The sequence below is a fragment of the Nocardioides sp. QY071 genome, assembly GCF_029961765.1.
Taxonomy (GTDB): domain Bacteria; phylum Actinomycetota; class Actinomycetes; order Propionibacteriales; family Nocardioidaceae; genus Nocardioides.
Genome location: NZ_CP124681.1, coordinates 4,191,949 through 4,204,002 on the forward strand (window position 1 = coordinate 4,191,949; position 12,054 = coordinate 4,204,002).

Consider the following 12,054-nt stretch of genomic DNA (forward strand, 5'->3'; position numbering starts at 1 on the left):
TGCCGCCGTGCCCTCCCCGCTCGAGCGCGTCCAGGCCGCGCCGGTCCTCGCGACCGTGCGCCGCCTCGAGCAGCGCATCGCGGCCCGCTTCCCCGGGCGCGGGCTGAACCGCGTGGCCGGCGAGCTGGCCGGCCTGGTGGAGACGGTGGACTCCTCGACCGCCACAGCCCGCGGGCGCCGGTCCTGGCTGCGGCCGCTGTCCCGGTTCGGGATCGTGGCGGTGCTGGTGGTGACCGGGACGGTGATGGTGCTGGCGATCCGCTCGGCACTCGTCGACGCTCCCGACGACGGGCTGGCCTGGATCCCGCTGCTGGAGAGCTCGGTCAACGACCTGGTGTTCGCGGCGCTGGCGATCTGGTTCCTCTACTCCGTGCCCGAGCGGCTGCAGCGCGCCAGCCTGCTCGCACTCCTCCACCGGCTGCGCTCGCTGGCCCACATCGTCGACATGCACCAGCTGACCAAGGACCCCGAGCGGCTGCGCACCGAGTTCGTGCCGACCGACGCGAGCGTCCCGATGGACCTCGACACCGACGAGCTGGAGCACTATCTCGACTACTGCTCCGAGCTGCTCAGCCTCGTCGGCAAGACCGCCGCGCTGTGCGCCGAGGCCTCGCGCGACCCGGTGGTGCTCGACACCGTGAGCACCGTCGAGACCCTGACGGTGTCCCTGGAGCGGAAGATCTGGCAGAAGATCGCGGTGCTCAACCACCACCGGGAGGCCCCCGGCAGCACCTGACCGCCTCACCCCGCCCGTGCACCCGTCCCGCCCGTCCCCGCTGCGGCGGGCGCGCGCTACCCGGCGCTGTAACACGCTGTCCACCGCACTACTCGCCGTCTGTCGGCAGAACGAGAGCCATTTCGGGCCCATTCCTGCGGAGAAGTGGCGACCAGTCGCGTGGACGGCGTGTTACTTCCACCTCGCCCGACGGCACCGGCCGGACCGCGCACCGAGACACGTCCCCTTGATGATGAGTTTAAGTGTCACTTAAGATCCTAAGCATGACCGCTCTCACCCCCCGCGAGCGCGAGGTCCTGGAGCTGGTCCGGGTCCAGCCGCTGCTCGACGCCCAGGCGATCGCCGAGCGCCTCGGCAGCACCCGGGCCTCGGTGGCGATGGCACTGTCCTCGCTGACCCGCAAGGGGGCGATCGCCGGGCGCGGCTACATCGTGCGCGACGAGCCGCAGGTGGTGGTGCTCGGCGGCGCGGTGATGGACGTCAAGGCGGTGACCGACGCCCCGGCCGCGCTGCACACCAGCAACCCGTCCACGATCCGCACCTCCCCCGGCGGCGTGGGCCGCAACATCGCGGAGGGACTGGCCCGGCTCGGCCGGCGTACCTTCCTGGTCGCGGCCGTCGGTGACGACGTGTTCGGCCGCGAGCTGATGGCCCACACCGCCGACGCGGGCGTGTACGTCGACCACGTGGTCCGCGGGGCGTTCGCCACCGGCACCTACCTGGCCACCCTCGGCCACGACGGCGAGCTGGTCATCGGCGCCTCCGACATGCGCGCCACCGACGCGCTCACCGTCGACGCACTGGGCCGGGCCCGCGACCTGCTGCCCCGCGCGGACTTCCTCGTGGTCGACGGCAACATCCCGGCCGACGTCGCGCGCTGGGCGATCCACGCGTGCGCGCAGCACGGCGTACCTCTTCTCCTCGACCCGGTCAGCGTTGCCAAGGCCGGCCGCCTCGCGCCGCTGCTCGACGGCTCGCCGGTCGACACGGTGACTCCCAACCTCGCCGAGCTGGCCGCGCTGACCGGCTCCGCGGTCGCCAACACCCGGCCCGCGATCACCCGCGCGGCGGCGCAGCTGCACGAGCGCGGGGTGCGCCGGGTGTGGGTACGCCGGGGCCGGCGCGGCAGCCTGCTCAGCGACGAGGGCGCGGTCACCGTGCTCGAGGCGCCGCCGGCCGAGGTGGTCGACGTGACCGGAGCGGGGGACGCGATGACCGCGGCGTACGTCGCCGCCCGCACCGACGGCGCCACCCCCGTCGCGGCCGCCGAGCTCGGCCACGCCGCCGCCGCGCTCACCATCGCCCACCCCGACAACGTCCGCCCCGACCTCGCGACCGCGATCCACGCCCACCGCCCCGACCGAACGGAGACCCTCCCGTGACCAGCCCCCACCCGCTCCTGTCCGTCGCCCCCGAGGTCGCGGAGGCGCTGGCGGCCGGCGGCCCGGTCGTGGCGCTGGAGTCGACGATCATCAGCCACGGGATGCCGTACCCGCGCAACGTCGAGATGGCCCGCGAGGTCGAGCAGATCGTCCGCGACGGCGGCGCCACGCCCGCCACGATCGCCGTGCTCGACGGAGTGCCGCGGATCGGCCTGTCCGCGACCGAGCTCGACGTCCTCGCCTCCGACCCGTCGGTCTCCAAGGTCAGCATCCGCGACCTCGGGTACGTCGCCGCCCGCCGCGCGCACGGAGCGACCACCGTCGCGGCGACCATGCGGCTGGCCGCGCTCGCCGGGATCCGGGTGTTCGTCACCGGGGGTCTCGGCGGCGTGCACCGCGGCGCCGAGTCGTCGATGGACATCTCCGCGGACCTCACCGAGATGAGCCGCACCGACGTCGCCATCGTCAGCGCCGGCGTGAAGTCGCTGCTCGACATCGGCCGCACCCTCGAGGTCCTCGAGACCCTCGGCGTCCCGGTCGTGGCCTACCGCTCCGACGAGTTCCCGTCGTTCTTCTCCCGCTCCAGCGGGTACGCCGCCCCGATGCGCCTCGACGAGCCCGAGCAGGTCGCGGCGATGATGCGCGCCAAGTGGGACCTCGGTCTGGAGGGCGCCGTCTCCGTCGCCAACCCGGTCCCCGTCGAGGACGAGATCCCGCAGGCCGAGATCGAGCGCACCATCCAGCAGGCGCTCGCGGACGCCGACGAGCGCGGGATCCGCGGCAAGGACATCACGCCGTACCTCCTCGGCCGGATCGTCGAGCTCTCCGGCGGTGCCTCGCTGGAGACCAACATCGCGCTGGTGCGCGACAACGCCCGGCTGGGCGCGGCCATCGCGGTCGCCTACTCCGCGCTCTGACCCAGGAGCTCGACCGCGAGCCGCAGGTCAGCGACCAGCCCGTCGTACGCCGCCTGCCGCTGGTCGCGGGCCCGCAGCACCGCCGACGGGTGGGTGGTCGCCAGCACCCACGCCGGCGGTACGTCGACCGGCCGGTCCTCGGGCCAGGCGAGCCGTCGACCGCGGCACTCGCCGACCTTGAACGAGGGCCCGTAGAGCGCCTTGCCCGCCGTACCGCCCAACAGCACGACGCCGCGCGGGCGGAGCAGCCGGAGCTCGGCCTCGAGCCACGGTCGACAGGCCGCGACGTGCTGCTGCTTGGGCGACTGGTGGATCCGCCGCTTGCCGCGTATCCCGGACCAGCGGAAGTGCTTGACGACGTTGGTCAGGAACACGCGGTCCCGCGCGAGACCGGCGTCGTCGAGGGCGTCGTCGAGCACCCGTCCGGCGGGTCCGACGAAGGGCTCGCCCGCGCGGTCCTCCTGGTCGCCGGGCTGCTCACCGAGCAGCACCAGGTCCGCGTCCGGTGAGCCGTCCCCCATCACGCCCTGCGTGGCGTCGCGGTACAGCTCGCACCCGCGGCACTCCTGCACCGCGGCCCGCAGCCGCGGCAGCGTCGGCCGGTCCGGCACCCACTCCTCGGCTCCCACGAGCGCGCGGTACCCCGCTCAGCGGTGCTGCAGCCGGATCGCCCGCTCGACAACATCCAGCGCCGCCGGGTAGCCGGCCGGCTCGGGGCCGATGAACGTCAGGCGGAGGTACGGCGCCGCCGGCTCCGCCGGGAACCACTCGTCGCCCGCGGCGACCCACACCCCGTCGGCCGCGCAGTCGCGGACGACCTGCTCGGCGTCGGTGCCGTCGGGCAGCCGGGCCCACAGGTGCAGCCCGCCGGTCGGGACCGCGTCGAGCGCGAGCGAGGGCGCCTGCTCGCGAACGGCCGTGACGAGCAGGTCGCGGCGTTCACGGAGCTGGCCGCGCAGCCGGCGCAGGTGGGTGCGCCAGCCGGGGTCGCTGACGACCTCGAGCGCGGCCTGCTGGAGCAGCCCGCTGACGTACATCGACTCGGCCGCGCGGTCGCCGATGATCCGCTCCCGCGCCGGTCCACGGGCACACACCGCGGCGACCCGGATCGACGGCGAGACGCTCTTGGTCAGCGAGCGCAGGTGGACGACGTGCCCAGAGTCGTCGCGGGCGGCGATCGGGCGGACCTCGCCGTCGATGGCGAAGTCGTGGGCCCAGTCGTCCTCGACGAGGAACGCCCCGTGCCGCCGTACGACGTCGAGGACCTCGTCGCCCCGCTCGAGGCTCCAGTGCGCGCCGGTCGGGTTGGCGAAGCTGGGCTGCACGTAGAACGCACGGGCCCCGGTCTCGCGGAACGACCTCTCCACCTGCGCCGGGTCCGGACCGTGCACGTCGCTCGGCACCGGGACAAGCTCGACGCCGGCCTGGCGGGCGGCCTGGATCGCGCCCCAGTACGTCGGCGACTCGATGAGCAGCGGCTGGCCCGGCGCGACGAGCGCCCGGAAGATCGAGGCCAGCGCGCTCTGCGACCCGGGCGCGACGACCACGTCGTTCGGGGTGACGGCGCTCAGGTGGGCGGGCGTCGCGTCGGCAAGCTCGGTGGCGAACCACGCGCGCAGCTCGGGCACTCCCGCCGCCGGCGGGCGCGAGGTGGCGGCTGCTCCTCGCGCGGCCCGGGTCAGCGCGGTGCGGACCAGCCGCTCGGGCAGCAGGTCCGGGCCCGGGTAGCCCGCGTGCAGCGCCTGCACGTCGGGCGGCGGCGTCTGCAGCGGGCCGGCGACCTTCGCCAGGTCGGCACGCGGCGAGCGGAGCGCCGCGGTCTGCCAGCCGAAGTCAGGCCCCCGGGCAGGCCGGACCGCGCGGACGAAGGTGCCGACACCGGGACGGCTCTCGACGAGCCCCTCGGCCACCAGCCGGCGCAGCGCCTTCTGCACGGTGACCGGGCTGGCGCCGTACTCGGTGACGAGGTGGCGCGACGACGGCAGCTGGGCGCCCGCGGCGGCGTCCCGGATCCAGGCGCGGAGTCCCGCGACGATCCGCGCACTGCTATCGTTGCTCATGTCAGTACAGAGTAGCGCTATCGCCTCTCGATCGCACCCGCTATCCACCGTCCCCGCCGGGCTGGCCTGGGGCCTGGCCGGGGTCGTCGCCTTCTCGTTCACGGTGCCGCTCACCCGGGTCGCCCTCGGCGGGCTCGACCCGCTGTTCATCGGCGCGGGCCGCGCGGTCGTCGCCGCGGCGCTGGCCGCCGGCGCGCTCGTCCTCACCCGGCAGCCGCTCCCCCGCGGCCGCCAGTGGCTGCGGCTGGCGATCGTCGCCGGCGGGGTCGTCGCCGGGTTCCCGCTGCTGACGTCGTACGCGCTGACCGAGGTGCCGGCCAGCCACGGCGCCGTGGTGATCGCGATGCTGCCGGCCGCCACCGCCGTGATCGCGGTGCTGCGCACCGGTGAGCGCCCGGTCCGCGCGTTCTGGGCGTTCGCCGCGCTGGGCGCGCTCGCGGCCGTGGGCTTCGCGATGCTGCAGGGCGGCACCGGCGGCCACCTCCAGCGGGCCGACCTGCTGCTGGTGCTGGCGGTGCTGGCCTGCGCGACCGGGTACGCCGAGGGCGGGGTGATCTCCCGCGAGCTGGGCTCCTGGCAGACCATCTCGTGGGCGCTGGTGCTGGCCGCGCCGGTGATGGTGGCGCTGACGGCGACCAGCATCGTCACCGAACCGCCGTCGGGCAGCCCGACCCAGTGGCTGTGCTTCGCCTACCTGGCGTGCATCAGCATGTTCCTCGGCTTCTTCGCCTGGTACCGCGGCCTCGCGATCGGGCCGATGGCGCAGGTCAGCCAGGTCCAGCTGGCCCAGCCGGTGCTGAGCATCGCCTGGGCCGGGCTGCTGCTCGGCGAGCAGATCACCTGGCTGACCCTGGCCGGCGGGTTGACCGTGGTCGCGTGTGCCGCGGGCGCTAGTTCTTCCCGCGCCCGTACAGCCCGCGCACGACCTTCGTGAGCTGCTGCTCCTCCTTCGCCGTACGGCGGAAGGTGGTCAGCGCGATCGCCGGCTTGAACCGCTGGCGGGCGATCGCGTGCGGGTAGGTGAACTCGCGCAGCCCGTCGGGGCCGTGGATGCGGCCGAAGCCGGAGTCGCCGACACCGCCGAACGGCAGGGTCGGGATGCCGGCGAAGGAGATGACGCCGTTGATCGCGGTCATGCCGGCGCGCAGGCGCTGCGCGATCTCCATGCCCTGGCTCTTCGAGAACACCGTGGAGCCCAGCGCGTAGCGGGTGCCGTTGGCGCGCTCGATCGCCTCGTCCATGGTCTTCACCCGCGACACCGTCACCGTCGGGCCGAAGGTCTCCTCCTGCACCGCGGCCGAGTCCTCGGGTACGTCGACCAGCACGGTCGGCTGCACGAAGCGGGCGCCCTCGGGCACCGGGCCGCCGACCAGGGCGCGGCCGCCGCGCGCCAGGGCGTCGTCGACGTGGCGGCGGATGATGTCGACCTGCGAGGGCATGGTGATCGGGCCGACCTGGCCGCCGGGGCGGGCCTCGAGCTTCTTCGCCTGGGCGACGAGCTCGTCGAGGAACTGGTCGTAGACCCGGTCGTGGACGTAGACCCGCTCCACACCGGCGCAGGTCTGGCCGGCGTTCGCGGCCGCGCCCCACAGCGCCGCCTCGGCGGCCTCGGCGACGTCGGCGTCCTCCGCGACGATCAGCGCGTCCTTGCCGCCGGCCTCGATCACGACCGGCGTGAGCGACTCGGCGCAGGCGGCCATCACCCGCTTGCCGGTGGCGGTGGACCCGGTGAACGCCACCTTGTCGACACCTGCCGTGGTGAGCGCGGCGCCGGTCTCGCCGTACCCGGTGACGACCTGGAGCACGGGGCGGCCGACGGCCTCCCGGAAGGTCGCGGCGAGCCACTCCCCGACGCCGGGGGTGTACTCCGACGGCTTGAAGACGACCGCGTTGCCGGCCGCGAGGGCGTAGGCGATCGATCCCATCGGGGTGAAGACGGGGTAGTTCCACGGGCCGATGACGCCGACCACGCCGAGCGGGCGGTACTCCACGCTCGCGGCCTGGTTGACCATCAGCAGGCCCGGCGAGACGCTGCGCCGCTTGAGCACCTTCTCCGCGTGGCTCGCGGCCCACGCGAGGTGGTCGATCGCGAGCGCGGTCTCGAGCAGGGCGTCGCCGGCGGGCTTGCCGGTCTCGCGCGCCATCAGGGCGGCGAGCTCCTCCATCCGGCGCGCGATCACCTTGCGCCAGCGCACCAGCGCCTTCTTGCGGCCGTCGAAGCCGAGCGCCTCCCACCACTCGGCCTGCTTGCGGGCCGTGGCGACCGCGGCGTGCACGTCGTCGGCGGTGTGGATCGGGTGGGTGCCGACGACCGCGCCGGTGGCGGGGTCGAGCGAGGTGAAGGTGGCGGCGGCATCGATGGTCACGCCCCGAACCTACTCGCGAGTCAGTTCGAGCGGAATGGCGTCAGGAACAACACGATGAGCGCCAGATGGGCAGCGATCACAACGCCGGCGATGACGATCGCCGCGACCGGCCGCCGCCGGGCGATCCACTCGGCCGCCTGGTAGGCCAGGGTGATCAGGGCGAGCGCCACCGTGACGTGGAGCAGCACCGCGAGCGCGATGCCCGACACGACGCCCGCGACGGCGAACCTCCCCCACGTCAGCCCGAGCAGCAGCGGTACGACGACCGCCCCGGCCAGGCCGCCGACCAGCTCCAGCACGAACGACCGCTCGCCCATCCACGGCACCTCGTCGATGACGTCGAACAGGTCCAGGGTCGCCAGCACGCCGAGCACGACGACGATCGCCACCGTGGCCGCGGCCGCGACCTTGTAGCGCAGGTGCGTCGCCCGGCTCCAGGTCGCGGACCCGTGCCAGATCGTGGAGAGCGTGATCGCCGACCAGACCAGCCAGCTGCGCACCGGGCCGGTGTCGGTGTCGCGCATCGCCGCTCGGAACACCCGGTCGGCGGCGACCCGGTCGAGCACGTGCCCCTCGACGGAGAGGTACGTCGGTGCCTCGTCGGGCGCGTGCACCAGCCCGTCGTGGATCAGCGCCGGCGGCAGGTGCCTGCCGGTGCGCGGCACCAGCCAGGTGAAGATCGTCGGCACCGAGGTCAGGTCGGTCTCGAAGGTACCGAGGTCGGCGGGGACCAGCAGGTCGCCGTACTCACGGTCGCGGTAGGCGATCCGGTGCAACATCCGGAACCGCTCGGTGCGGCGGTGCACGTCGCCCGCCTCGACCCGCTCGAGCACGATCTTCGGCGGGTCCGCCGACCCCTCGTCGTGGAAGCGCTCCGGCTCCGGCCGCACCGGTCGCCACGGGCTCAGCTGCATGATCCGGTCCCCTTCCCGAGTCGGGCGAGCCCCTTCCGGTCGCCCGGACCGAAGTCTTCCCGACCGACGCTCTGCGCGTACATCAGCTCGCGCCGCGAGTCGACGTGGTCGAGCCCCAGCACGTGGCCGAGCTCGTGGAGCAGCGTGGCCCGCTCGTCGCCGTCGTCCTCGACCGCGGCGACGTCGAGGACCACGCGGCCCGTGACGTACCAGAGCCGGCGGCCCCGCTGCCGCGCTGCCGAGCCGCCGATCCCGGCGACGTCCCCCTCCAGCTCGGGGACCTCGTCCGCGCTGGCCCAGGCGATCAGGACGGGAGGGTCCGACTCGCGTTCCTCGGCGGCGTTCGCCGGGCGCCGGTCGGTGGTGCCGACGTAGGTGAACCGGAAGCCGCTCACCGCCGCCACCTCGGCCACCGCGTCCCGCACCCGCGCCACGGCCTCGTCGTCGCTGCCGCGCGCGTGCAGCGGGTTGACCTCATAGCGGATCGGCTCGCACGGGCGCCAGGTGACGGGCTCGCCGGCGGCGTAGGGCTGCTCGTTCAAGAAGGCGTACGTCGGATCGGGCACCTCGCGCCCGAAGCCGGTCGCTCCCAGCGCCACGACGCCGGCGAAGAGGGCCACGCTCAGCAGGAGCACGACACCCCACAGCCGGCGACCCGTCACCCGATGCTCACCCGATGCCGTCCGGCTCGGTGACCGGGCGCTCGCAGACGAAGCCCCGGCAGACGTACGCCGCGGGCCGCCCGTCCACCGCGGTCCGGCCCGCCAGCAGCGGGATGTCCTCACTCGCCTCGTCGGCGGCGACCACGACGGCGCCCGGGAGGGTGAGGGCCTTCGCGACGAGCGCGTCGCGCTCCACCCCGGCGGGACCGACGACGGCGACCTCCAGCGGCCCGTCGAGCATGGTCACCGCGGCCGCGAGCGACCAGCCGGCGAACCGCGGCGCCTTGTCGGCCAGCACGCTGACCGTTGCCAGCGCGGTCTCCGCGGCGTCGCGGTAGCGGCCCACCCCGGTCAGCGCGTGCGCCTCCACCAGCGCGTGGACCAGGCTGCTGAACCCGCTCGGGCTCGCGTTGTCGCCGGGGTCGCGGGGGCGCGCGACCAGGACCTCGGCGTCGGCGCTGGTGTCGAAGAAGCCCCCGTCCGGAGCAGCGAAGCCGGCCAGTGCGGTGTCGAGGAGCCCGGTCGCATGCTGCAGCCAGCGGGGATCGGCCGTCGCCTGCGCGAGCGCGAGGAAACCGGACGCCACGCAGCCGTAGTCCTCCAGCACGCCGGCGTGTGCGCCGGCCACGCCGTCGCGGGAGACCCGCAGGATCCGCCCGTCCTCGAGGTGGAGCCGCGCCAGCAGCTCAGCGGTCCCGGTCGCCGCCTCGATGTAGTCGGGGCGGCCGAGCCGCCTCCCGGCGTCGACCAGCCCACTGATCGCCAGCCCGTTCCACGCGGCGACCACCTTGTCGTCGCGGGCGGGGCGCGGGCGCTGCTCGCGCGCGGCCAGCAGGCGGCGCCGTACGTCGGCCAGGCGGTCCCGGTCGGCGGGGTCCTGGGGGTAGTGGCGCAGCTGCAGGGTCGACATGCCGTGCTCGAAGGTGCCGTCCTCGGTCACGTTGAACAGCTCCGCGGCCCAGGCGCCGTCCGTGGGGCCGAGGGCCTCGGCGAGCTGGGCGGGCGTCCACGCGTAGAACAGGCCCTCCTCCGCATGCGCGCCGGGCTCGGCCGGACTGTCCGCGTCGAGCGCGGAGGCGAACCCGCCCTCCGTCGTACGCAGCTCGCGGAGCATGAAGTCCGCGGTCTCGGTCGCGATCCGGTCGCCGAGCTCGCTGCCGAGGCGGGCGTAGAGCCCCAGCAGCTGGGCGTTGTCGTAGAGCATCTTCTCGAAGTGCGGCACCACCCAGGCGCGGTCGACGGCGTACCGCGCGAACCCGCCGCCCACCTGGTCGTACATCCCGCTGCCCGCCATCGCCGCCACCGTGCGCGCCAGCATGTGCCGCGCCTGCTGCTCGGAGTCACCGCGGTAGCGCCGCAGGAACTCCAGCACCATCGTCGGCGGGAACTTCGGCGCACCCCCGAACCCGCCCGCCATGGCGTCGTACTCCTGCGCCAGGGTCGCCACCGCCCCGTCGATCCGCTCCCCCGTCAACGCGTACGACGGCAGGCTCGCCTCCTTGCGCAGGTGCTCGGCCACGCTGGCGGCGGTCCGTCGTACGTCATCGCCGCGGTCCACCCACGCCCCACTGAGCGCCTGCAGCACCTGCGTGAACGACGGCGACCCGTGCCGCGGCTGGTCCGGCAGGTAGGTCCCCGCGAAGAACGGCGCCCCCTCGTGATCCATCACCACCGTCATCGGCCACCCACCCTGCCCCGTCATCGCGGTGGTCGCCTGCATGTAGACCGCATCCACGTCCGGCCGCTCCTCGCGGTCGACCTTGATGCTGACGAAGTGCGCATTGAGGTAGTCCGCCGTCGCCTGGTCCTCGAAGGACTCGTGGGCCATGACGTGGCACCAGTGGCAGGCGGCGTACCCGACGGACAGGAGGATCGGGACGTTCCTCTTACTCGCCTCCGCGAAGGCCTCAGGGCCCCACTCCCACCAGTCGACGGGGTTGTCCTTGTGCTGGAGGAGGTACGGGCTCGTTGCGTTCGCGAGACGGTTGGGCACGTGTCCACGCTAGTCGGGGCGCGTCAGACGCGGGAGCGAACCGCGACGCGGGGTGGGCGCCGCGCCTGCGCGTCCGTCGCCGCGCATGACGCGCGTCGGAAGTCGCGCATCCGGATCGGCAACGGGACGTGTCCCCCGCTAACTGATCGGGTGGTCGTGCACCGCCGAGGAGAGGTGCACGCCGTTCAGCTCCAGGTAGAGCTGCCGCTCCGTCACGGTGAGCGTGATCGTGTTGCGGCGCTCCATCGTGTCCACCGCTGAATCGATGAACCCGGGATCGAAGCTATGCAGCACGATCTCGGCGGCGCGGTGGATCCTCGCCCCTGACCACTGAGCGAGCACCTTGGCCGGGTCGCGGTGCGTGTAGATCGTCGTGCGCTCGGCTGCCTTGCTGCCCGTGTGAAGCCGCGCGGCATCCGGTGCACCGACCTCGATCCAGGCGAGCAGCTTCCCGCTCAGGTCGCGCACCAGCACTGCCGGGGCGTCGGTCGCCGAGATGCCCTCGCTGAAGGTGATGCCCTCTTCGTGCTCGAGGCAGTAGGCGAGCACGCGCGTCACGAGGTACGCCTCGGTCTCTGACGGATGCCGCGCCGCGCGCAGCGTGAACTCCTCGTAGACGCCGCGATCCGTGTCGGCCAACTCGACTTCGAACGTGTGCATCGTCGCGCCGGCCGCCATGGGGCTCAGCCTAGTCCGGGAACGGGGACCTCCCGAGCCGTCGTCACACGGCCTGATCGCGGGGATATGCAGCACCTTCGGAGGGCTGACCAACGACGCCGTCGAGAGCCGGACAAAAATCGGGCGGCAACCGGCCTCGACTCCTTCCGCGCTCTGGATTCAGTTGAGCCAAGCTGGCCTGGCCTGAGCGTCACCGGCTCGTGCGGCAGCTCTACTGCCCGCGGACATGGCTTTCATTGTTGATACTTGTGGTGCCCGTGAATTCCGGGCACCTTCCGGCCACGTAGGAGTTCGCTGTGCCTGGCTACAGCCCCACCAATCCTCGGACGCACGTCAAGGTCGGACC

The 12,054-nt window shown here is 73.6% G+C and carries 11 protein-coding genes; 4 read left to right on the plus strand and 7 right to left on the minus strand.

Features of this window, described 5'->3' with window-relative positions; translation table 11 throughout:
- Window positions 1–7 precede the first annotated feature (7 nt).
- The 3 genes from QI633_RS20150 (at window position 8) to QI633_RS20160 (ending at window position 3,035) form a co-directional block, all read left to right on the plus strand.
- A complete protein-coding gene (locus tag QI633_RS20150; protein WP_282426859.1) occupies window positions 8–736 on the plus strand; it encodes a hypothetical protein in 729 nt (242 codons plus the stop codon).
- A gap of 263 nt (window positions 737–999) precedes the next feature.
- Window positions 1,000–2,118: a PfkB family carbohydrate kinase gene (locus QI633_RS20155; RefSeq protein WP_282426860.1), complete on the plus strand. Its 1,119-nt coding sequence runs from the start codon at window positions 1,000–1,002 to the stop codon at window positions 2,116–2,118.
- Entirely contained in the window at window positions 2,115–3,035 is a 921-nt protein-coding gene (locus QI633_RS20160) for a pseudouridine-5'-phosphate glycosidase (RefSeq protein ID WP_141797731.1), read from the plus strand. The genes QI633_RS20155 and QI633_RS20160 overlap by 4 nt, the downstream gene beginning before the upstream one ends.
- On the opposite strand, the gene QI633_RS20165 is transcribed toward QI633_RS20160, so the two are convergent.
- Together QI633_RS20165 and QI633_RS20170 are read right to left on the minus strand one after the other, a co-directional pair.
- Window positions 3,020–3,664: a UdgX family uracil-DNA binding protein gene (locus QI633_RS20165; protein WP_282426861.1), complete on the minus strand. Its 645-nt coding sequence runs from the start codon at window positions 3,662–3,664 to the stop codon at window positions 3,020–3,022. The two genes, QI633_RS20160 and QI633_RS20165, sit on opposite strands and share 16 nt — an antisense overlap.
- 18 nt (window positions 3,665–3,682) lie before the next feature.
- Window positions 3,683–5,095: a PLP-dependent aminotransferase family protein gene (locus QI633_RS20170; protein WP_282426862.1), complete on the minus strand. Its 1,413-nt coding sequence runs from the start codon at window positions 5,093–5,095 to the stop codon at window positions 3,683–3,685.
- On the opposite strand from QI633_RS20170, the gene QI633_RS20175 reads away from it, so the two are divergent.
- Complete coding sequence (locus QI633_RS20175) at window positions 5,094–6,029, plus strand: DMT family transporter (RefSeq protein WP_282426863.1); 936 nt, start codon at window positions 5,094–5,096, stop codon at window positions 6,027–6,029. The genes QI633_RS20170 and QI633_RS20175 overlap by 2 nt on opposite strands.
- Here QI633_RS20175 and QI633_RS20180 read toward each other — a convergent pair.
- From QI633_RS20180 to QI633_RS20200, 5 genes are all read right to left on the minus strand, one after another.
- Window positions 5,986–7,461, minus strand: a complete 1,476-nt coding sequence (locus QI633_RS20180) for an aldehyde dehydrogenase family protein (RefSeq protein ID WP_282426864.1) — start codon at window positions 7,459–7,461, stop codon at window positions 5,986–5,988. The two genes, QI633_RS20175 and QI633_RS20180, sit on opposite strands and share 44 nt — an antisense overlap.
- Window positions 7,462–7,481: 20 nt before the next feature.
- Window positions 7,482–8,375, minus strand: a complete 894-nt coding sequence (locus QI633_RS20185) for a DUF1353 domain-containing protein (RefSeq protein WP_282426865.1) — start codon at window positions 8,373–8,375, stop codon at window positions 7,482–7,484.
- Entirely contained in the window at window positions 8,366–9,037 is a 672-nt protein-coding gene (locus QI633_RS20190) for a matrixin family metalloprotease (protein ID WP_141797725.1), read from the minus strand. Before QI633_RS20190 ends, QI633_RS20185 begins: the two co-directional genes overlap by 10 nt.
- Window positions 9,038–9,044: 7 nt before the next feature.
- Window positions 9,045–11,030, minus strand: coding sequence for a thioredoxin domain-containing protein (locus QI633_RS20195; RefSeq protein WP_282426866.1), 1,986 nt, complete (start codon window positions 11,028–11,030; stop codon window positions 9,045–9,047).
- Window positions 11,031–11,168: 138 nt separating this feature from the next.
- Window positions 11,169–11,708 (minus strand): YaeQ family protein, encoded by a 540-nt coding sequence (locus QI633_RS20200; protein ID WP_141797723.1) that lies wholly within the window; start codon window positions 11,706–11,708, stop codon window positions 11,169–11,171.
- Window positions 11,709–12,054 lie beyond the last annotated feature (346 nt).

Bases quoted from the DNA above. Each gene is read 5' to 3' on its own strand.
- QI633_RS20170 (WP_282426862.1), bottom strand. From the start codon at position 5,095: ATGAGCAACGATAGCAGTGCGCGGATCGTCGCGGGACTCCGCGCCTGG.
- QI633_RS20185 (WP_282426865.1), bottom strand. From the start codon at position 8,375: ATGCAGCTGAGCCCGTGGCGACCGGTGCGGCCGGAGCCGGAGCGCTTC.
- QI633_RS20155 (WP_282426860.1), top strand. From the start codon at position 1,000: ATGACCGCTCTCACCCCCCGCGAGCGCGAGGTCCTGGAGCTGGTCCGG.
- QI633_RS20200 (WP_141797723.1), bottom strand. From the start codon at position 11,708: ATGGCGGCCGGCGCGACGATGCACACGTTCGAAGTCGAGTTGGCCGAC.
- QI633_RS20175 (WP_282426863.1), top strand. From the start codon at position 5,094: ATGTCAGTACAGAGTAGCGCTATCGCCTCTCGATCGCACCCGCTATCC.